Genomic DNA, 19,658 nt, shown 5'->3' with positions numbered 1-19,658 from the left:
TCGTAGGGGTCGATCAGCTGATCGACCGGAGCGCTCAGATGGCGCGGATGTTCACTGCCTGCAGGCCCTTGGGGCCCTGCTCGGTCTCGAACTCCACGCGCTGGTTCTCCTCGAGGTCGCGGCGGCCGGAGCCGGCGATGGCGCTGAAGTGAGCGAACACATCAGCGGAGCCGTCCTCGGGGGCGATGAAGCCGTAGCCCTTGTCGGAGTTGAACCAGGTGACGATGCCAGTAGCCATGGCGATATTCCTTCGTTGTCGTGAACCACGTTCGTGGCCCGTGTATCCGTGGCGACGGCGCCGCTGCGGATGGGTCGCACCCCGGGCGTCACGGCGACCGATGCGGTCTCCGCTGCCGGGATGGGGTGCGCTGGCGGCCTCGAGGGCCGCCTGAGCCGCGGCCAGCGACGCGAAGTCGCCGATGCGGCCGAAGAGGGGCCCGAAGGCCGTGTGGACCGGGGCGTCAGGCGAGGTGCTGACGACGTGACCGGCGAACTCCCCGGCGAGCGTGGCGACGTGGACGTCGGCATCGGCTCGGAGCCAGGAGAGGGTGGGGTGCGCTGCAACGGTCGCGGTGGCGACCATCGGCGCGGGCGAGAGGGGTGACGCGGAGGCGTCGACGAGCGGGAGAACAGCGGAGGAGGTGATGAAGAACCAATTTCGTAGGAAGTGCGGCGCGACCGTCGTCGGTCGCCTCCGAAAGAGGCATCCAGCGCCGTGCGGCCCTTCGCGCTCCAACATCCCCTGCCCCGAGAGGCGGTGGATGCCGTTCCTGCCGTGAGGCGGGATCGTGCGAACGACTGGAATCAGCCTACGGCATCGGACGGGATGCTCGCGACCCGGTGTGACCCACGACCCTACGGCCGGACATCACTGCTGCTCAGGAGCTTTCCCAGCGCACCTGCTGGGCCTTCTTGTCGCTCCTCCAGCCGCGCCAGACGGCGTGGCGCAGGCGCCCGTCCTCGGTGCGCTCGGCGAACTGCACCTCCCCCACCAGGTCCGCGCGCACCCAGTCGGCGTCGCGCCGGTCCGCGGCCGGCACGTCGTCCACGGGCGGGGTCCTGCGGCTGCGGGAGCGCAGTTTCGCGGCGATCTGCTCGAGGTCGCGGTCGGAGAAGCCGGTGCCGACGCGGCCCGCGTAGCGCAGCGTCCCGTCGGCGTCCGGGACGGCGAGCAGCAGGGACCCGAGGGTGCCGGAGCGGGAGCCCTTCCCGTGGCGCCAGCCGATCACCACCACCTCCTGGTGCCGGCTGTTCTTGAGCTTGATCCAGGTCCGGGAGCGCCGGCCGGACTGGTAGACGCTGCCCTCCTGCTTCGCGATGACGCCCTCGAGCTGCAGCTCCTTCGACAGCTCGATCGCCTGCTCGACGTCGCCGTGGTCGGCGGGCGGCAGCTGCACGTGCGCGGTGGGGCGGACCGCCTCGAACAGCGCCTCGCGGCGCTCGCGGTACGGCACCCGCAGCAGGGAGTCGCCACCGCGCACGAGCAGGTCGAAGAGCATGACATGCGCCTCGACCTGCTCGCGGGCGCGCTCGACCTCGCGCTCACGGGTCAGACCCAGGCGCTGCTGGAGCCGACCGAAGGAGGGGCGGTGCCGGGAGTCCAGCGCGACGATCTCGCCGTCGAGCACGGTCTGCCCCGCGGCGAGCACCTCGGCGTCCACCGCGTCGCGCAGCTCCGCCAGCTCCGGGAAGGCGGCGGTCAGGTCGTTGCCGTTCCGGCTGGTCAACCGCACGGCGTCGGGGGTGAGCGTGGCGATCACCCGCACGCCGTCCCATTTCATCTCGAAGGCCCACTCGTCCTGGTCGCGGATGTCGGCGGGCGTGCCGAGGCTGGCGAGCATGGGGGCGATCGGCTCGCCCATCTCCACGGCCGCACGGCGCGGCGCCGGAGCGGTCGCGCCGGCCTCGGGCTGGTCCTTCATCAGGTGCATCAGCCAGTGCGCGGCGGCCTTGTCCTGCGCCGCCGCGGAGGCGCTGCGGGAGCCGCCCCTGCCGCCGGTGCGGATCAGGGCGAAGCGGCGCGGCACCCCGCCCAGGCCGCCGTCCGCGCGGCCGTGGCAGACGACGATCACCTCCTTGCCCTCGCGCCACTTCTCGATCCGGGCGGTGCCGGTGTCCCAGATGGTCATCTCCCCGCCCCCGTACTCCTTCCTCGGGATCGTGCCCTCGAAGGTGGCGTACTCCAGCGGGTGGTCCTCGGTCTGCACGGCCAGGCGGTTGACGTCGACCTCGAGCGGCGGCCCCTTGGGGACGGCCCAGGAGACCAGCACCCCGTCGTGCTCGAGGCGGACGTCCCAGTGCAGGCGCGAGGCATGATGCTCCTGGATGACGAAGAGGGGCTCGGTCGAGGCGAGGGCGTCGCGGGCATCCTCGACGGCGCCGGGCGCCGGCATCGGCTCGGGGGTCCGCTCCGGATCGCGCTTGGAGCGGTAGACCTCCAGCCGGTCCCGTCCTCGCGTCCCGGCGGCCCGGCCTCCCCCGCCCGGGGCGGGGATCCCCAGCGGGGCGATCGGGTCCAGCCCGTCCTCGACGCGCTCGAGGACCTCGTCCAGCTCGAGCTGGGCGAGGTCCGGATCCTCGATCTCCTCCCAGGTGCGCGGCGCGGCGACCGTCGGCCGCAGCCGCCCGCGCAGGGAGTAGGGGCACACGGTGGTCTTCTTGCCGTTGTTCTGGGACCAGTCGACCAGGACCTTGCCCGCCCGCAGCGACTTCTTCATGTCGCTGACGACGTGGTCGGGGTGGTCCGCCTGCAGGGCGCGCGCCAGCTGGTGGGCGACCGCGGAGACCTCCTCGGAGGTGCTGGTGCCGTCCAGTGGTGCGTAGAGGTGGATCCCCTTCGAGCCGGAGGTGACCGGATGGGCCTGCAGGCCCATGTCGGCGAGGATCTCGCGGCACCACCGGGCGACCCGGGCGCAGTCCTCGAGCTGCGCGCCCTCGCCCGGGTCGAGGTCCAGCACCAGGCGGTCGGGGTGCGCCGGCGCTCGGTCCTCGTCGAAGCGCCACTGCGGCGTGTGGATCTCCAGGGCGGCGACCTGGGCCAGCCAGACCAGCACCGCCGTCTCGTCGACCAGCGGGTAGCTCGAGGTGCCGCCCCGGTGCTCGATGTCCCCGCGGGGGATCCAGTCGGGCGCCGAGTCCTCGAGGTCCTTGCGGAAGAAGACCTTGCCGGGGCTCTCCTCGGTGCCCACCCCGTCCACCCAGCGCTTGCGGGTGGCGGGGCGGCGGGTGGCCTGCGGGATCAGCACCGGGGCGACGCGCCGGTAATAGTCGATCACCTCGCCCTTCGTGGTGCCCGTGGCGGGATAGAGCACCTTGTCGAGATTGGACAGCCGCAGCGTGCGCCCCTCGACCTCGACCCGATGTTCAGCACTTGCCATGGGGACACTGTGCCGCAGGCGGGGCGATCAGTCACCCGTCGGCGGTCCCGTCCGTCTCCGGCTCCCAGCGCAGCAGGTCCCCGGGCTGGCAGTCGAGCACCTCGCACAGCGCCGCCAGGGTCGAGAACCGCACCGCCTTGGCGCGACCGTTCTTGAGCACGGCGAGGTTCGCGGGGGTGATGCCGACGCGCTCGGCGAGGACGCCGACGGGCATCTTGCGCCGGGCGAGCATGACGTCGATGTCGACCACGATCGGCATCAGATCACCTCGTCCAGCTCGGACTGCAGGTCCTGCGCCCGCGCGAGGGTCTCGGTGGCCTGGACCAGCAGCTGCCGCTGCACGTAGATCACCAGCGCCACCCCGGCGAGCACGAGCGCGGCGGCGCAGACCATGCCCACCAGGCCCGGCGCGAACTCGTCCCCCGGGCTGGTGCGGTTGACGAGGGCGGCGAGGACGGCGACCACGAGCAGCAGCGCCGACTCGGCAGCAACCGCCCCGATGATGAGGTCGACGAAGCGGAAGGCCCGGCGGGAGAAGACGCGGCCCCGGCGCACCAGCGTGAGCAGCGCCAGGATGCTCGCCCCGACCACCTGCAGGCCCAGCACGCCGAGCACGAGCAGGGCGGCGACGATCACGACCACCCCGAGCGGTGCCCCGGAGTCCGTCATCTCCCAGCCGATCAGTGGGACCAGCACGAGCTGGACGGCCAGGGAGCCGAGCAGGCAGAGCCAGATGATGGCCCTCAGGATCTGAACGGGAACGATGCCCATGGCGCTCTCCTCGATCGGAATTCGGTGATTAGTTATCGAGAGTCGATACCTTACACCCTCGTCCGACCGATCGTTCCTGGTGCTGTGGCGGCGACTCGTGGTGTCATGGGTCATGCGCGCAATCTGGAGCGGTGAGATCACCTTCGGCCTGGTCAACGTGCCCGTGAAGCTGTACAGCGCCACCCGGTCGCACGACCTCTCCTTCCACCAGGTCCACGACGAGGACCATGGCCGCATCCGCTACCAGCGCCACTGCGAGGTGTGCGGCCGCGAGGTCGACTACGAGCACATCGACAAGGCCTACGACGACGGCGACAAGACCGTGGTCCTCACCGACGAGGAGCTCGAGGCCCTGCCGGCCGAGGACAACAACGAGATCGACGTGGTCCAGTTCGTGCCCTCCGAGCAGGTCGACCCGATCCTGCTGGGCACCTCCTACTTCCTCGAGCCCGTCGGCCGCTCCTCGAAGGCCTACGTGCTGCTGCGCCGGACGCTCGAGGACACCGAGCGCACCGCGATCGTCACCTTCACCCTGCGCACGAAGACCTGCCTGGGCGTCCTGCGCGTGCACGAGGACCTGCTGGCCCTGCAGACCCTGCGCTGGCCGACCGACCTCAAGGAGGTCGACTTCGCCCCGTCGAAATCGAAGATCAGCAGCAAGGAGCTGGAGATGTCCGCCTCGCTGGTGGAGCAGTTCAGCGGCGACTTCGAGCCCGAGCAGTTCACCGACGAGTACCAGGAGCAGCTGCGCGAGCTGGTCGACGCCAAGCTCGAGCAGGGCGACTCCGTCGACACCGACGAGACCTTCGGCAAGGAGCGCGCCGACCAGGACTCCGGCGAGGGCGGCAAGGTGGTCAGCCTGATGGACGCCCTCGAGCGCAGCCTGCAGAAGCGGCGCGGGGCCGACGGCGGCTCCGCGTCCAAGAGCGGCGACGGCTCCGGCACGAGCGGCGCCAAGGGCGCATCGAAGGGCTCGTCCTCGAAGAAGCAGGGCGGCACCTCGGGCAAGAAGTCGTCCAAGAAGTCCTCGACGTCGAACGGGTCGACGAAGAGGAGCACCAAGAAGTCCGGGGCCTAGGGGCAGGACCCTCCGGATCCTCCTGTCCCCTCGCAGTGGGAGGAGCAGCCATGGTCGTCGCATCACCGCGCAGCGGCGCCCGCGCCCTCCTCCTTCCGCGCTGCCTGCACCGCGACGAGGCGCTGCGGGCCGGACGCACGGCGCTGCCGCGCGTCCCTGCACGGCTCGGCGCCCGGGCATCGGTGCCCGCCGCCGGGACCTGACCCTCCCCACCCCTCACCGCTCGGAGCACCCCGTGAACTCTTCCCAGTCCCCCTCCTCCCGCTCCCTCCCCCTCCGCCGCCGCAGCCTGCTGGCCGCCCTCGGCGTCGGCGCCACCACCGCCCTGGCCGCCTGCGGCGGTCCCGGCAGCGGCAGCGCCGAGGACCCCACCGCCGCTCCCGCCGAGGGCGGCGAGGCCGGCGGCAGCGTGAACTTCTACCACTGGCGCAGCGAGGACAAGGCCGTGCTCGACGAGCTCGCCGCGACCTTCTCCGAGCAGTCCGGGGTCACCATCGAGCAGACCATCGACCCCTCCGAGCAGTACCAGTCCACGGCCGCCCAGAAGGCCCGCGGCGGGGACATCGGCGATGCGCTGACCGCCTTCCGCGGCACCCAGCTCGACCAGTTCGCCGAGCTCGGCATCTTCACCGATCTCGGCGACGCGGACTACGTGGACAACTACGAGGCGAACCTGATCAGCCCCGGTGAGCACGACGGCGTCCAGCTGGGCCTGCCGTACCAGCTGGTCTTCAACATGCCGCTGCTGAACATGGACCTCGCCGAGCAGGCCGGCGTCACCGAGATCCCCCGCGACTGGGACGCCTACCTGGACCTGCTGGACAAGCTGCGCGGGCTCGGCGTCACCCCCATCGCCTGGCCCGGCAACGACCCCGCCAACGCCTTCCAGATCATCAACTCGCTGGTCATGAACAACGGCCCGGACGACGAGATGTTCGCGAAGATCGAGACCGGGGAGTACAAGGCCACCGACGACTGGTGGATCCGGAGCCTGACCCAGTTCCAGGAGCTCTCGACGCACTTCCAGGAGAACTTCGCCGGCTCCGGCGTGGACGGCGTGCTGTCCCTGTTCAGCTCCGGCCAGGCGGCGATCCTGCCCACCGGCAGCTACCAGATCGGGCAGGTGCGGGAGGCGGGCGCCGAGTTCCCGCTGGAGTTCGCGCCGGTGATGACCAACCCCGCCGGCGAGGAGCCGACCTACGAGGGCATCTTCAACTCCACCTACATCCTCGGCGTGAACTCCGCGGCGCAGAACCCCGAGGGCGCGGCGGCCTGGATCGAGTTCCTCTCCGACCCGGCCAACGCCGCCGTCTACGGCGACGGCACCTCCCAGCACGTCACGGTCACGGGCGTGCAGTACGAGAACCCGGACCTGCAGGCGCTCGCGCCGTGGCAGTCCGCCAACACCCTGCTGGCGCCGCGCTTCCAGTTCATCAACCTCGACATCCGCTCCGCGATCGAGAACTCGCTGGTGGCGGTGGCCACGGGCTCGACCCCCGAGCAGGCCGCCGAGGAGGCGCAGGCCCTGGTCGAGGAACAGCTCTGAGACGCGCCAGGAGAGGAGGCGGTCCCCGATGGCAGTGAGCGCTCCCGCCCCTGCGCGGCGGCGGAGGCGGCGGCCCGATCCCGTCCTGCTCGCCTTCCTGGTGCCCGCGGCCGTGGTCTACCTGTGGTTCGTGCTGTGGCCCACCCTGCAGGCGTTCCAGTACTCGGTCACCGACTGGGACGGACTCGCGGCGGACTTCGGCTGGCTGGGGCTGGAGAACTACCAGAACCTCGCCACCAACGACTCCGTCTTCCGCAAGGCCTTCGGCAACTCCCTGAAGTTCATGCTGGTGGTGGTGATCGGGCAGACGGTGCTCTCGCTCGCCCTGGCCGTGGCCCTGCTGCGCAGCAGCCGGGTCTCGGTGTTCCTGCGCGCCCTGTTCTTCTTCCCCACCGTGCTCAGCTCGGTGTCGGTGGCCTTCATCTGGAGCTTCGTCTACGACCCCACCTTCGGGCTGGCCAACCGGCTGCTGATGGCGGTGGGCCTGGGCTCCCTGCAGCAGCCCTGGCTGGGCGACCAGGCGATGGCCATCTACTACCTGGCGATCGTGCAGATCTGGTTCCACGCCGGGCAGATGATGGTCGTCTACATCGCCGGCCTGCAGCAGATCCCGCAGGACCTCTACGACGCGGCGGGGCTGGACGGCGCCGGACGCTGGCAGCGCTTCCGCTTCATCACCTTCCCGCTGCTCCAGTCCGCCACGATCATCGTCGTCGCCTACACCACCATCCAGTCCTTCAAGGCCTTCGACCTGATCATCTCCAGCACCGGCGGCGGCCCGAACCACGCCACCGAGATCCTCGCGACCCTGATCTACTCCACCGCCTTCCGGAACTTCGAGATGGGCTACGCCGCCGCGCAGTCGGTGATCTTCATGCTGCTCATCGCGGTGATCACGATCCTGCAGCGCCGGGCGGTCTCGCTCGCCTCGGGAGGGAGCGACCGATGAGCACCACCACCCAGGCCCCCGCCGCGCCGACCGCTCGGAGCCCCCGGCGGCGCCGCCCCGACTGGTCGGAGCTGCCGCGCGCCGGGCTGCTGGCCGTCTACGCGCTGCTCATCGCGGTGCCGCTGGTGGTGGTGCTGTTCACCGCCTTCAAGACCTCGGCGCAGATGTACGCCAGTCCCTTCGGCCTGCCGCCCACGCCCACCGTCGACAACTTCGTGCGGCTCTGGTCGGGCGGGCGCATCGGCACCAGCTTCCTGAACTCGACGGTGGTCACCGCGGTGTCGGTGAGCGTGACGCTGCTGATCTCGAGCTGGGCGGCGTTCTCGATCAGCCGGATCGGAGGCCGGCTCGGGGCGCTGCTGTTCGCCTTCTTCTCCCTCGGGCTCGCCGTCCCGGCGCAGGTGGCGATGATCCCGCAGTACGTGATCTTCGATCAGCTGGGTCTGACCAACTCCCTGCTGGGGCTCATGCTGATCAACATCGCGGTGACCTGCTCGGTGGCGATCTTCATCCTCACCGGCTTCTTCCGCACCCTCCCGCACGAGCTGTTCGAGGCCGCGCAGATCGACGGCGCGAGCACCTGGCAGCTGTACTGGAAGGTCGCCCTGCCGCTGTCCACGCCGTCCCTGGCGGCGGTCGCGATCTTCCTGTTCGTCATGCACTGGAACGACCTGCTCTACCCGCTGCTGTTCATCACCGACCCGGACCTGGCCACGCTCCCCAAGGCGCTGCTGGACTTCAAGGGCGAGTTCACCACCAACTATCCGGTGCTGTTCGCGGGCGTCATCATCGCCTCGATCCCGATGATCCTCGCCTACGTGCTCCTCCAGCGCTACTTCGTCGCCGGCATCACCGCGGGCGCGGTGCGAGGATGAGCCCGTCGACCCACCGTCCTCCACCCCGAACTGAGGCCCCATGTCACCGCGGACCATCGTCATCACCGGAGCCTCCGACGGCATCGGCGCCGCGGCGGCGCGGCAGCTGGCCCCCACGGCCACCGCCTGCTCCTCGTCGGCCGCTCCCCCGAGAAGACCGCCGCGGTGGCCGACGAGGTCTCAGCGGAGCACTTCGTGGCCGACTTCGCCTCCCTGGACGAGGTGCGGGACCTCGCGCAGCAGCTCCTGCGTGCGACGGCGGGGACCGGCCTGGACGTGCTCGCCAACAACGCCGGCGGCATCTTCGCAGGGCGCACCCCGACCGTCGACGGCTTCGAGAAGACGCTCCAGGTCAACCATCTGGCCCCGTTCCTGCTGACGAACCTGCTGCTGCCCCGGCTGAAGGGCGGCGGCAGCGTCGTGACCACCTCGAGCGTCGGCCACCGCCTCTTCGGCGATCTCGACCTCGACCAGCTCGGCGCCGTGCGCCGCGTCAGCGCCCGCCGTGCGTACGGCGACGCGAAGCTCGCCAACATCCTGTTCACCCGCGCCCTGCACCAGCGGTTCCACACCGAGGGCCTCTCCGCGGTCGCCTTCCATCCGGGCCTGGTGCGCACCGGCTTCGCGAGCGGTGCGGGCGGCCTGATGCGGGTGCTGTACCAGTCCGGCCTCGGCCGCCTGGTGCCGATGATCAGCGCTGAGCAGGGCGGCGAGAACCTCGCCTGGCTGATCACCGGGACGCCCGGGACCACCTGGACCTCGGGGCGCTACTACGACCGCTTCCGGCCGACGGACCGGATCCACCCCCAGGCCGACGACCTCGCCCTGGCCGATGCCCTGTGGCGGCGCAGCGCGGAGCTGGTGGGGCTGGACTGAGGCCGCTGCTGGAACCGAATGGCCCGGCGCCCCCGGACGGGGCAGGATGGGGGCGACCACCCGTCGCCGCACTCCCGAGGAGTCCTCCATGACCGTCGTCGTCACCGCCGTGTTCTACCCCAAGCCCGGCAAGAAGCAGGAGCTCGCCGAGGCGATGCAGCGGGGCATCGAGGCCGTCCACACCGAGGAGGGCTGCGAGCTCTACGCGATCCATGACGCCGAGGACGGCACCATCACCATGATCGAGAAGTGGTCGTCGGTCGAGGCGCTCGACGCCCACGGCGACAGCGACCAGGTGAAGATCCTGCGCGCCGACGTCGCGGACCTCGTCGAGAAGCCCGGTCTGGTCACCCGCATGACCCCGATCCCCGCCGGCACCGAGGCCCAGGGCCTGCTGTGAGCGACGAGGCGGCGTGGCGGGAGTTCCGTCGTCGGCGGGACGCCTCCCTCGCCGCCTCCCACGGCGTGCTCTCCCAGGTCGACCTGATCTGGATCGACCCCGCCGCGGGAGCGCAGCGCGCCGGCGCAGTCCCCGGGCGGTGGGAGATCCGCGACGGCCACCTCGTGGGCACCTGGGAGGACGAGGACCTGCGCGTCCTGGCCGGAGCGCCGGAGATCGTGCTGCACCAGCAGGCCGGGCGCAGTCGCGTCACCGTGCTCGCCGACACCGATGTGCGCCTGGTCACCTTCGGGCAGGACCTGCAGTGCGACGTGATCCGGCGCGGTGACCGGATCGGACTGCGGGTGCTCGACCCCGCCGCTCCCCGCCGGACCGCCTTCGCCGGGGTGCCGACCTACCCCTTCGATCCGAGCGCGGTGCTCACGGGCACCTGGCGGCCCGCCCCCGCGACGGTCACGGTCGGCTCCGCGCTGCCGTGGCTGACCCAGCACCTCCCCTCCCCCGGCGTCGCCACCCTCGACGTCGACGGAGCGCCGGTGGAGATGGTGCTGACCGGCACCTCGACCCTCTCCTTCACCGACGAGACCTCCGGGACGACGAGCGCCGAGTGGCGCGCGGTGACCGCACAGCTGGACGGCGACCGGATCACCGTAGACCTCAACCGCGCCCTGAACTTCCCCTCGGCCTTCAGCGCCTGGGGCACCTGCCCGCGCCCGCCGGCCGGCAACCATCTGCCGCTGCCCGTCACCGCCGGCGAGCGCGTCGTGGAGCAGACCCGGCGCTGACGGACAGGATCCGGGAGTACCGTTCGACATGTCGCTGGAACACACCACGAGAGGGAGCGGATGGCCGGGAAGAAGAGCACGATCATCCCGCCGACGGGCACGCCGCGGCTGGCGACGCTCGGCCGGGCCGGCACCCTGCTCGCCCCCTTCGCGCTCTCCGCGCTGAGGCGGCTCCTCGAGGACCCCGCGACCCAGCAGTGGGTCCAGGAGCAGCTGGGCCGATTCACGACCACCAGCAGCAGCTCCCCTGACGGCATGCTCGCCACGATCGCCGCCCTGCGCACGGATGTCCGCTTCCTCGCGGAGTCCGCCGACGATGCGGCGGAGACCGCCCGCGCCCGGGCCTGGACCAAGCAGCTCGACAAGTGCGAGCAGGCGGCCCAGCTCCTGAAGGCCCCCGGGGCCACCGCGAAGCAGCGTCGCGCCCTGCACAAGAGGCTCCGGGCGCTGCACGCCGAGATCTTCGACGCGGCCCTCATCGAGAAGGACGAGGACGTCCGATCCGCCGACGACCAGGACCGCTGAGGCTCTAGACTGGCCCGGAACGGACGCTCCGCAGTCCCACGCAGTACGGCTGGGGTCGTCCGCCCGTGACGCGCCGCCCGGTGCGCCCCGCCCGTCCGCTGGGGCTCGACGTCGAGGTCCCCGGCCGTCGTCGAGGACACAACATGTCAACAGCTACTGAGACCCGCAGCGGCTTCTCCCCCGCGTGGCGTTGCAGAAGGTCGGCACCTCCCTGTCGAACATGGTGATGCCGAACATCCCGGCACTGATCGCCTGGGGCATCCTCACGGCGTTCTTCATCCCCGACGGCTGGACGCCCAACGAGCCGCTGGCCAGCGCCGTGGGCCCGATGATCCACTACCTGCTGCCGCTGCTGATCGCCAACACCGGCGGTCGCATGATCTACGAGGCCCGCGGCGCGGTGGTGGGCGTGATCGCCACCATGGGCGTCATCGCGGGCTCGGACTGGCTGATCGCGCAGGAGAACGCGCGCCTGCTCGAGGACTGGGTCGGCGCCGGCAACGCCGCCGGTGACTTCGCCGAGCTCGGCCAGGTCCACATGTTCATCGGCGCCATGATCATGGCGCCGCTCGCGGCCTGGGTGATGAAGAGGCTCGACCGCCTCTGGCAGGACCACATCCCGGCCGGCTTCGAGATGCTGGTGAACATGTTCTCCGCCGGCATCGTCGGCTTCCTGCTGCTGGTCGCCGGCTTCTTCGGACTGGCCCCGCTGGTCAACGGCCTGATGACCCTGCTGGCCAACGGCGTCGCCGCGCTCGTCAACACCGGCCTGCTGCCGCTGGTCTCGCTGCTCATCGAGCCCGCGAAGGTCTTCTTCCTCAACAACGCCATCAACCACGGCGTGCTGACGCCCCTGGGCATCTCCGACGCGGCCATCAACGGCAAGTCGGTGCTGTTCCTGCTCGAGGCCAACCCCGGCCCCGGCCTCGGCATCCTGCTGGCCTTCACCTTCTTCGGACGCGGCGCGGCGCGCGCCACCGCCCCCGGCGCCGCGATCATCCAGTTCTTCGGTGGCATCCACGAGATCTACTTCCCCTACGTGCTCATGAAGCCGCTGCTCATCCTCGCCGCGATCGGCGGCGGCATGGCGGGCGTGGCCGTCAACGTCCTGTTCGACACCGGCCTGCAGTCCCCGGCGGCGCCGGGCTCGATCGTCGCGATTTTCGTCGTCGCCGCCCGCGATTCCTACCTCGGCATCGCCCTCGCGGTGCTGGCCGCGGCCGCGGTGAGCTTCGTGCTGTCCGCCCTGATCCTCAAGATCGGCAAGCAGCACGATGGCGACCTCGGCGCCGCCACCGCCCGGATGGAGGAGATGAAGGGTAAGAAGTCCTCCGTGGCCGGCGCCCTGACCGGCGCGGCTGCGACGGGCGCGGGCACCGCCGCGGCGGCCGACGCCTCCGGCCACTCCGGCCCGATCAAGCGGATCGCCTTCGCCTGCGACGCCGGCATGGGATCCTCCGCCATGGGGGCGACGGTGCTGCGCAAGAAGGTCCGCGCCGCCGGCTTCGACGACATCGAGGTCACCAACAAGGCGATCTCGAGCCTGAGCGACGAGTGGGACGTGGTGGTGACCCAGAAGGAGCTCACCGACCGCGCCCGCCAGCGCACCGGCTCGGCGGTCCATGTCAGCGTCGACCAGTTCATGAACTCCCCGCGCTACGACGAGGTGGTCGATCTGGTCCAGCAGCGCAACAGCGGGGCCGCCGCAGGCGGCGACGCTCCCGCGGCGGTCGAGCCCGATCCCGCCGAGCAGGAGGCCTCCGCGCAGATCCTCTCCCCCTCGTCCATCGTGCTGTCCGGCAGCGCCACCGACGCCGCCTCAGGCATCGAGGAGGCCGGCGCACTGCTCGTGGCCGCGGGCGCCGTCGACGAGGGCTATGTCGCGGCGATGCACGACCGCGAGGCCACCGTCTCGACGTTCATGGGCAACGGCCTGGCCATCCCCCACGGCACCAACGAGGCGAAGTCCTCGATCAAGCGCTCGGCGATGTCGTTCGTGCGCTACCCGGGCGGCATCGAGTGGAACGGCAATCCGACCACCTTCGTGATCGGCATCGCCGGCGTGGGCGACGAGCACCTCTCGCTGCTCCAGAAGGTCGCGATGACCTTCTCCGACCCCGCCCAGGTCACCCGCCTGGAGCGCGCCACCTCGGCCGAGGAGATCCTGGCCATCTTCAGCGACGAGAAGGAGTGAGGTCATGAAGGCAGTGCATTTCGGGGCCGGCAACATCGGCCGCGGCTTCGTGGGGCTGCTGCTCCACGAGGCGGGGTACGAGGTGGTGTTCTCCGACGTCGCGGCCGAGCTTGTCTCCCAGCTGCAGGCGGCCGACTCGTACACCGTCCGCACCGTCGGCTCCTCCCCGTCGCAGACCGTCGTGGCCGGCTTCGAGGCGATCGACTCGACCAAGGACCCGCAGGGCCTCACCGAGCAGATCGCCTCGGCGGACGTCGTCACCACCGCGGTGGGGGCGCACATCCTGCGCTTCGTCGCCCCGGCCATTGCCGCCGGGATCGCGGCCCGCCCCGCCGGCTCCCCCGCCTGGCGGTGATGGCCTGCGAGAACGCGATCAACGCGACCGACCTGCTGGAGCAGGACGTGCGGGCCCACTACCAGGGCGAGGACCTCGACGAGAAGGCCTTCTTCGCCAACACCGCGGTGGACCGGATCGTCCCGGTCCAGGCCGAGGGCGCGGGCCTCGACGTCACCGTCGAGGACTTCTACGAGTGGGCCGTCGAGCGCGGCCCCTTCGCCGGGCAGGAGCCCGACGTCCCCGGGATCACCTGGGTCGAGGAGCTGGGCCCCTACATCGAGCGGAAGCTGTTCACCGTCAACACCGGGCATGCCACCGCGGCCTGGCACGGCTTCGCCGCCGGGCACGCGACGATCGCGGAGGCGGTCGCCGATGCGGCGGTGGGCGAGCAGGTCGCCGCCGTGCTCGCCGAGACCTCGGCGCTGCTGGTGACCAAGCACGGCTTCGAGGAGTCGACCCAGCACGAGTACGCGCTCAAGGTGCAGGGCCGCTTCGCGAACGCCGCGCTGCCGGACCCGGTCGAGCGGGTGGGGCGGTCGCCGCTGCGCAAGCTCTCCCGCCACGACCGCATCATCGGCCCCGCCGCCGAGCTCGCCGAGCGCGGCCTGGGCCACGAGGCGCTGCTGGCATCGTTCTCGGCGGCGCTCGCCTTCACCCCGCCGGGCGACGACGAGGTGGACCGCCTGCAGGAGATCCTGCGCGCGCAGGATCCCGATGCCGCCACCGCCGAGATCACCTGCCTCGAGCCCGAGCATCCGCTGTTCGCCGCGGTGCGGGACCGTGTCGCGGCCCGCCAGTCCACTCTCTGAGCCGTTCCCGGCCGGTATATTCCGACCCACCATCGACCTCCCGCGCGGTCCCCGCGTCGGCCCACGAAAGGCACACCCCATGGCAGAGCGCACCGTCACCGTCACCATCGCCAGCGCGAGCGGCCTCCACGCCCGTCCGGCCGGCATCTTCGCCCAGGCCGCCGCCGCCCAGCCGGCCAGCGTCACCATCGAGAAGGCCGGCGGCAGCGCCGTGCAGGCCTCCAGCATGCTGATGCTGATGACCCTGGGCGCCGCTCACGGCGACGAGGTCACCCTGCGCGCCGAGGGCGACGGCGCCGAGGAGTCGGTCAACGCCCTCGCGGACCTGCTGGAGAAGGACCTCGACGCGCAGGAGTGACCCACCATCCGGCGGGTCGGGTCCTCACAGCCCCAGCTCGCCGAGGATCGGCAGGCCCGCGCGCACCGCATTGCTGGCATCCTCCGCGGTGCGCGCGGCGACGGCCTGCGCGGCGAGGTCCTTGGCCTGCGCGAGGGTCACGGTGGACAGCACCGTGGCCACCGCCGGCAGCGAGCGCGGGGTCATCGACAGGCTGTTGACCCCCAGGCCCACCAGCACCACCGCGAGCCCGGGATCGCCCGCGGCCTCACCGCACACGCCGACCGGCTTGTTCGCGCTCTCCCCGAAGGATTCCGGGTCGCCGCCCGCGGCGCGGGCACCCTCGCAGGTGGCCTTGACCAGCGCCAGCACCGCCGGCTGCCAGGGGTTGTTGAGGTGGGCCAGGGAGCCCAGCTGACGGTCCGCGGCCATCGTGTACTGGGTGAGGTCGTTGGTGCCGATGGAGGCGAAGTCGCAGGCGGCCAGGTGCCGGTCCGCGGTGATCGCCGCCGCCGGGGTCTCGACCATGATCCCGGCCGGCTCCAGCCCGCGCTCGCGGCACTGCGCCACGAAGTCCTCGGTCTCGGGGGCGGTGGCGATCATGGGCGCCATCACCCACGGCCTCGCCTCGGAGAGCTCGGCCGCTGCGGCGATCGCGTCGAGCTGGTGGCTCAGCACCGAGGGCTTCTCCCAGGAGGTGCGGTAGGCGCGCACGCCGAGCGCCGGATTGGGCTCGTCGGCGTCGGTGAGGAACGGCAGCGGCTTGTCGGCGCCCGCGTCGATCGTGCGCACCACCACCTTCTTCCCCGGGAAGTGGGCGAAGGCCGCGGCGTAGGCGGCGGTCTGCTCCTCGATGCTCGGCTCGTCCTCCCGGTCCAGGAACAGGAACTCGGTGCGGAACAGACCCACCCCGTCGGCGTGCGCGGCGGCGGCCTTCTCGGCGTCGGCGGCGCTGCCGATGTTGGCCAGCAGCTGCACGCGGGTGCCGTCGGCCAGCACCCCGCCCCCGCCCTCGTAGGTCAGCGGGTTATTCTGCAGCTCGGTCCAGGCCTCGGCGAAGCGGTGGTGCTCCTCGGTGACCTCGTCGGTGATGGTGCCCAGCCCCGCGTCGACGAAGACCTCGGTGCCGTCGGGGAACTGGTGGATGCCCTTGGCGGCGACGATCGCGGGCAGGCCGAGCTGCCGGGCGAGGATCGCGGTGTGCGACTGCGGACCGCCGTCGGAGGTGATCAGCGCCAGCACCCGGGAGGGGTCGAGGGTGGCGGTGTCGGCCGGGGCGAGGTCGATCGCGGTGAGCACGAACGGCTCCTCGGTCTCGGGGATCCCGGGCGGCTGCTCCCCGCGCAGCTCCGCCACGATGCGGGCGCGCACGTCGCGCACGTCGGTGGCGCGCTCGGCCATGTACCCGCCGAGCCCCTCGAGCATGGAGGCGACCTGGTCACCGGCCTCCCAGACGGCGCGGGCCGGCGACTTGCCGCCGGAGACCACGAAGCCGTGGGCGGTCTGGGACAGCGCCGGATCGGCGGCCATCTGGGCGGTGGCCTGGAGGATCTTGCGGCCCTCGCCGCTGGCCCGCTCGGCCAGGCGGTTCAGGGTGGCCTGCACGGCCGCGGCCGCCGCGGGGATCCGTGCGGCCTCCGCGGCGGGGTCCGCGCCGGCGGGCAGCGTCTCGTCCACGGGGGGCTCGGCGACCGGCGGGGCCATCGAGCGGATCGTGCCGATCACGCGGCCGGGGCTCACGGCCACACCTGTGTACTGGGACATCGCTGTCGTCTCCTTCGCCGGGACCGGTTGCCTCGCCCGGTCGCCGGACCATGCGTCGCAGCGGAGCGGTCGCCGGCGGCAGCGGGTGGGCCCATGGTACGCGGCAGCGGTCCTCACGGCGGAGGGTGCGGGATTCGAACCCGCGGTACAGGATCACTGCACATTGGTTTTCAAGACCAACTCATTCGGCCGCTCTGACAACCCTCCCGGTGCCCGGAAGCACCGTACGAGTCTAGCGGTCGCGCTCACTCCCGGCCGCGCCGCAGCGCCTTGTCGACCTCGACCACCGCGAACACCACCACGCCCGCCCCGATCGGCACCAGCCAGCCCAGCCAGCCCACCGCGCCGGAGGCGAAGGCGGTCTGCATGAACGGCAGGTACACGAACGCCAGCTGCAGCAGCAGCATGATCGCGATGCAGGCCCAGGAGATGGGGTTGGTGGTCAGCAGCTCCCTGCGCAGGCTGGTGGTGCGGGTGAAGCGCGAGGCCAGCAGGTAGAAGATCTGGCCGACGACCAGGGTGTTCACCGCGATGGTGCGGGAGACCTCGAGCGGCGCGCCCTGGGCCTGGCCGAGCAGGAAGACGGCGATGGTGATGCCGCCCAGCAGCAGCGAGACGTAGATGATCCGCAGCACCCCGGCGCGGGGCAGGATCGAGCCGCCGGGGGCGCGTGGGGGGCGGCGCATGATGTCGCTCTCGGCCGGCTCGAAGGCCAGGGCGAGCGCGAGGGTGACGGCGGTGATGGTGTTGACCCACAGCACCTGCACCGGGGTCAGCGGCAGCGTCATCCCCAGCAGCACCGAGACCAGGATGACCAGGCCCTGCGCGCCGTTGGTGGGCAGGATGAACACGATCGCCTTGCGGAGGTTGTCGTAGATGGTGCGGCCCATCTCGACGGAGTCGGCGATGGTGGCGAAGTTGTCGTCGGCCAGGACCACGTCGGCCGCCTCCTTGGTCGCCTCGGTGCCCTTGATGCCCATCGCCACGCCCACGTCGGCCCGCTTCAGCGAGGGGGCGTCGTTGACGCCGTCGCCGGTCATGGAGACGATCTCGCCGTCGTCCTGCAGGGCCCGCACCAGGCGCAGCTTGTGCTCGGGGCTGGTGCGGGCGAACACCGAGCGGGTGCGGGCGAGCTCGGCGAACTCGTCGTCGTCGGCCGCATCGAGCTCGGAGCCGGTGACGGCGCCGAGCTCGTTCTCGATGCCCATCTCGCGGCCGATCGCGGTGGCGGTGCCGGCGTGGTCGCCGGTGATCATGAGGACCCGGACGCCGGCGCCGTGCACGGCGCGGATCGCCTCGATGGCCTCCTCGCGCGGCGGGTCGATGATCCCGTAGAGGCCCAGGAACGTGAAGCCGCCGGCGTCGACGTCCGGTGGCGAGATCTCCTCCGCGTCGTCGTCGGCGCGGCGCACGGCCGCGGCGAGCACGCGCAAGCCCTGGCCGCTGAGCTCGTCGATGCGCTGCTCCCAGTGCTCGCGGTCCAGCGGCTCGGTCGCGTCGAGGCCGGCGCCCTGGACGGCGCAGCGGTCCAGCAGCCGGTCGGGCGCGCCCTTGAGGTGGACCACCCGGCCCACCCCCTCGATCTCGTCGAGGGTGGCCATGTACTTGTAGGCGGAGTCGAAGGGCACGACGGCCAGGCGGTGCTCGTCGTCGCCGTCCACCCCGGCCTTCATCGCGAAGGTGCGCAGGCCGCCGTCGGTGGGCTCGCCCGACAGCGCCCACTGCCCGCCCCGCGGGGAGACGGTGGAGTCGTTGGTGCGCGCGGCGACCTCGGCGAGCAGCCTCAGATCCGCGCGGTCCGCGGCGCCGACGACCTCCCCGTCCTGCTCGATGGTGCCCTCGGGGACGTACCCGGTGCCGCCCACCTCGTAGGCGCCCTGCACCGTCACCACGGTGCGCACGGTCATCTCGTTCCGGGTCAGGGTGCCGGTCTTGTCCGAGGCGATCACGGTGACCGAGCCGAGCGTCTCCACCGAGTTCATGCGGCGGGTGATGGAGTTGCGCCCGGCCATCTTCTGCACGCCGAGGGCCAGGGTGATCGTGAGCACCGCGGGCAGGCCCTCGGGGATCGCGGCGACCGCGAAGCCGATCGCCGCGAGCACCAGCTCGCCGAGGCCGTAGTCATACATCACCCAGCCCAGGACGAACATCAGCACCGCGGCGGCGACCACCACGATCGACAGCTTGGTGGAGAAGGAGCTCATCTGCCGCGTCAGCGGGGTCTCCATCGACTCCACCTGGTCGAGCAGGGTGGTGATGTGGCCGATCTCGGTGAGGCGGCCGGTGCCGACGACGACGCCGCGGCCGGAGCCGGAGGCGATGGTGGTGCCGGAGAAGGCCATCGAGCTGCGGTCGCCGAGCGCGGCGTCGGCCCCGACGGCGCCGGTCGCCTTCTCGACCGCAAGGGACTCGCCGGTCAGGGCTGACTCCTCAGCGGTGAGGTTGGTGGCCGCGAGCAGGCGGACGTCGGCGGGGACCTTGTCGCCGGCGCCCAGTCGCACCGCGTCCCCGGGGACCAGCTGCTCGGCGGGGATCGTCGACCAGGCGCCGTCGCGCAGCACCTGCGCGTCGAGGGAGAGCATGCCGCGGATGCCCTCCAGCGCGTCCGCGGCCCGGCCCTCCTGGATGTAGCCGATCAGCGCGTTGACCAGGACCACCGCGAGGATCACGATCGTGTCGACGACCTCGCCCATGATCGTGGTGAGCACGGCCGCGCCGAGCAGCACGTAGATCATCGGGTCCCTGAACTGGCGCAGGAACCGCCTCAGGGCGGATTCCGGGGCGCCGGCGGGCAGGGCGTTGGGGCCGTGCCGCTCCAGGCGCTCGGCGGCCTCCGCGGCGGTCAGGCCGCCGGGCCGGGCGGCCAGATGCGCCAGCACCTCCTCGGCGCTGTGCGCGTGCGGGGAGGTCACGGGCGGTGCGGGGGACGCGGTCGGGGTGCTCATCGTCCCTCCATCATGGACCCCGCAGCCGGACGCGGACCAGGACCTCCGTCATCCGGAGGCCCTGGTCCGACGCTCTCAGCACTCAGCGCT

16 protein-coding genes, 1 tRNA gene and 2 pseudogenes are annotated in these 19,658 nt (G+C 71.6%); 12 read left to right on the top strand and 7 right to left on the bottom strand.

The window, feature by feature from the left end; genetic code table 11:
• Window positions 1-34: 34 nt before the first annotated feature.
• The 4 genes from ACOJUI_RS03460 to ACOJUI_RS03445 all read right to left on the bottom strand — a co-directional run bounded on the left by ACOJUI_RS03460 (window position 35) and on the right by ACOJUI_RS03445 (window position 4,148).
• Window positions 35-238 carry a cold-shock protein gene (locus ACOJUI_RS03460; protein ID WP_422117606.1) on the bottom strand — a complete coding sequence of 68 codons (204 nt, stop codon included), beginning with the start codon at window positions 236-238 and terminating at the stop codon, window positions 35-37.
• 640 nt (window positions 239-878) lie between these two features.
• On the bottom strand, window positions 879-3,377 hold the full coding sequence (locus ACOJUI_RS03455; protein ID WP_422116708.1) for an ATP-dependent DNA ligase: 2,499 nt from the start codon (window positions 3,375-3,377) through the stop codon (window positions 879-881).
• A gap of 31 nt (window positions 3,378-3,408) precedes the next feature.
• Entirely contained in the window at window positions 3,409-3,636 is a 228-nt protein-coding gene (locus tag ACOJUI_RS03450; protein WP_422116707.1) for a helix-turn-helix domain-containing protein, read from the bottom strand.
• Window positions 3,636-4,148: a DUF2975 domain-containing protein gene (locus ACOJUI_RS03445; RefSeq protein WP_422116706.1), complete on the bottom strand. Its 513-nt coding sequence runs from the start codon at window positions 4,146-4,148 to the stop codon at window positions 3,636-3,638. Before ACOJUI_RS03445 ends, ACOJUI_RS03450 begins: the two co-directional genes overlap by 1 nt.
• A 112-nt stretch (window positions 4,149-4,260) precedes the next feature.
• Between ACOJUI_RS03445 and ACOJUI_RS03440 the strand changes: the two genes are divergently transcribed.
• The 12 genes and pseudogenes from ACOJUI_RS03440 to ACOJUI_RS03385 all read left to right on the top strand — a co-directional run bounded on the left by ACOJUI_RS03440 (window position 4,261) and on the right by ACOJUI_RS03385 (window position 14,880).
• The gene (locus tag ACOJUI_RS03440; protein ID WP_422116705.1) at window positions 4,261-5,226 is read left to right on the top strand and encodes a Ku protein; all 966 of its coding nucleotides are present in this window, start codon (window positions 4,261-4,263) and stop codon (window positions 5,224-5,226) included.
• 50 nt (window positions 5,227-5,276) lie between these two features.
• Window positions 5,277-5,429 carry a hypothetical protein gene (locus ACOJUI_RS03435; protein WP_422116704.1) on the top strand — a complete coding sequence of 51 codons (153 nt, stop codon included), beginning with the start codon at window positions 5,277-5,279 and terminating at the stop codon, window positions 5,427-5,429.
• Between the two features lie 32 nt (window positions 5,430-5,461).
• Window positions 5,462-6,772 carry an ABC transporter substrate-binding protein gene (locus tag ACOJUI_RS03430; RefSeq protein WP_422116703.1) on the top strand — a complete coding sequence of 437 codons (1,311 nt, stop codon included), beginning with the start codon at window positions 5,462-5,464 and terminating at the stop codon, window positions 6,770-6,772.
• A 28-nt stretch (window positions 6,773-6,800) separates the two neighbouring features.
• A complete protein-coding gene (locus ACOJUI_RS03425) occupies window positions 6,801-7,721 on the top strand; it encodes a carbohydrate ABC transporter permease (protein ID WP_422116702.1) in 921 nt (306 codons plus the stop codon).
• Entirely contained in the window at window positions 7,718-8,596 is an 879-nt protein-coding gene (locus tag ACOJUI_RS03420; RefSeq protein ID WP_422116701.1) for a carbohydrate ABC transporter permease, read from the top strand. Before ACOJUI_RS03425 ends, ACOJUI_RS03420 begins: the two co-directional genes overlap by 4 nt.
• 40 nt (window positions 8,597-8,636) lie before the next feature.
• Window positions 8,637-9,472 (top strand): annotated as a pseudogene (locus ACOJUI_RS03415) (SDR family NAD(P)-dependent oxidoreductase).
• 88 nt (window positions 9,473-9,560) lie between these two features.
• On the top strand, window positions 9,561-9,872 hold the full coding sequence (locus tag ACOJUI_RS03410; protein ID WP_422116700.1) for a putative quinol monooxygenase: 312 nt from the start codon (window positions 9,561-9,563) through the stop codon (window positions 9,870-9,872).
• Window positions 9,869-10,657: a DUF1684 domain-containing protein gene (locus ACOJUI_RS03405; protein ID WP_422116699.1), complete on the top strand. Its 789-nt coding sequence runs from the start codon at window positions 9,869-9,871 to the stop codon at window positions 10,655-10,657. The genes ACOJUI_RS03410 and ACOJUI_RS03405 overlap by 4 nt, the downstream gene beginning before the upstream one ends.
• A 60-nt stretch (window positions 10,658-10,717) precedes the next feature.
• Complete coding sequence (locus tag ACOJUI_RS03400) at window positions 10,718-11,182, top strand: hypothetical protein (RefSeq protein WP_422116698.1); 465 nt, start codon at window positions 10,718-10,720, stop codon at window positions 11,180-11,182.
• A gap of 184 nt (window positions 11,183-11,366) precedes the next feature.
• The gene (locus ACOJUI_RS03395; protein WP_422116697.1) at window positions 11,367-13,376 is read left to right on the top strand and encodes a PTS sugar transporter subunit IIA; all 2,010 of its coding nucleotides are present in this window, start codon (window positions 11,367-11,369) and stop codon (window positions 13,374-13,376) included.
• A 4-nt stretch (window positions 13,377-13,380) separates the two neighbouring features.
• A pseudogene (locus ACOJUI_RS03390) lies at window positions 13,381-14,522 on the top strand (mannitol-1-phosphate 5-dehydrogenase).
• 79 nt (window positions 14,523-14,601) lie between these two features.
• The gene (locus tag ACOJUI_RS03385; RefSeq protein ID WP_422116696.1) at window positions 14,602-14,880 is read left to right on the top strand and encodes an HPr family phosphocarrier protein; all 279 of its coding nucleotides are present in this window, start codon (window positions 14,602-14,604) and stop codon (window positions 14,878-14,880) included.
• Window positions 14,881-14,904: 24 nt separating this feature from the next.
• Here the strand turns inward: ACOJUI_RS03385 and ptsP are convergent, their stop codons facing one another.
• The 3 genes from ptsP to ACOJUI_RS03370 all read right to left on the bottom strand — a co-directional run bounded on the left by ptsP (window position 14,905) and on the right by ACOJUI_RS03370 (window position 19,568).
• Complete coding sequence (gene ptsP, locus ACOJUI_RS03380; protein ID WP_422116695.1) at window positions 14,905-16,623, bottom strand: phosphoenolpyruvate--protein phosphotransferase; 1,719 nt, start codon at window positions 16,621-16,623, stop codon at window positions 14,905-14,907.
• A 119-nt stretch (window positions 16,624-16,742) separates the two neighbouring features.
• Window positions 16,743-16,830, bottom strand: a tRNA-Ser gene (locus ACOJUI_RS03375).
• 38 nt (window positions 16,831-16,868) lie between these two features.
• Window positions 16,869-19,568, bottom strand: a complete 2,700-nt coding sequence (locus ACOJUI_RS03370) for an HAD-IC family P-type ATPase (RefSeq protein WP_422116694.1) — start codon at window positions 19,566-19,568, stop codon at window positions 16,869-16,871.
• Between the last annotated feature and the right edge of the window lie 90 nt (window positions 19,569-19,658).

It is taken from the genome of Brachybacterium sp. UNK5269 (genome assembly GCF_049266655.1).
Lineage (GTDB): Bacteria > Actinomycetota > Actinomycetes > Actinomycetales > Dermabacteraceae > Brachybacterium.
The sequence above is the reverse complement of the archived record's forward strand: the minus strand, read 5'-3'. Positions and strand labels throughout refer to the sequence as shown.

Bases quoted from the DNA above. Each gene is read 5' to 3' on its own strand.
- ACOJUI_RS03435 (WP_422116704.1), top strand. From the start codon at position 5,277: ATGGTCGTCGCATCACCGCGCAGCGGCGCCCGCGCCCTCCTCCTTCCG.
- ACOJUI_RS03445 (WP_422116706.1), bottom strand. From the start codon at position 4,148: ATGGGCATCGTTCCCGTTCAGATCCTGAGGGCCATCATCTGGCTCTGC.
- ACOJUI_RS03460 (WP_422117606.1), bottom strand. From the start codon at position 238: ATGGCTACTGGCATCGTCACCTGGTTCAACTCCGACAAGGGCTACGGC.
- ACOJUI_RS03450 (WP_422116707.1), bottom strand. From the start codon at position 3,636: ATGCCGATCGTGGTCGACATCGACGTCATGCTCGCCCGGCGCAAGATG.
- ACOJUI_RS03370 (WP_422116694.1), bottom strand. From the start codon at position 19,568: ATGAGCACCCCGACCGCGTCCCCCGCACCGCCCGTGACCTCCCCGCAC.
- ACOJUI_RS03400 (WP_422116698.1), top strand. From the start codon at position 10,718: ATGGCCGGGAAGAAGAGCACGATCATCCCGCCGACGGGCACGCCGCGG.
- ACOJUI_RS03425 (WP_422116702.1), top strand. From the start codon at position 6,801: ATGGCAGTGAGCGCTCCCGCCCCTGCGCGGCGGCGGAGGCGGCGGCCC.
- ptsP (WP_422116695.1), bottom strand. From the start codon at position 16,623: ATGTCCCAGTACACAGGTGTGGCCGTGAGCCCCGGCCGCGTGATCGGC.
- ACOJUI_RS03385 (WP_422116696.1), top strand. From the start codon at position 14,602: ATGGCAGAGCGCACCGTCACCGTCACCATCGCCAGCGCGAGCGGCCTC.
- ACOJUI_RS03420 (WP_422116701.1), top strand. From the start codon at position 7,718: ATGAGCACCACCACCCAGGCCCCCGCCGCGCCGACCGCTCGGAGCCCC.
- ACOJUI_RS03410 (WP_422116700.1), top strand. From the start codon at position 9,561: ATGACCGTCGTCGTCACCGCCGTGTTCTACCCCAAGCCCGGCAAGAAG.
- ACOJUI_RS03455 (WP_422116708.1), bottom strand. From the start codon at position 3,377: ATGGCAAGTGCTGAACATCGGGTCGAGGTCGAGGGGCGCACGCTGCGG.
- ACOJUI_RS03440 (WP_422116705.1), top strand. From the start codon at position 4,261: ATGCGCGCAATCTGGAGCGGTGAGATCACCTTCGGCCTGGTCAACGTG.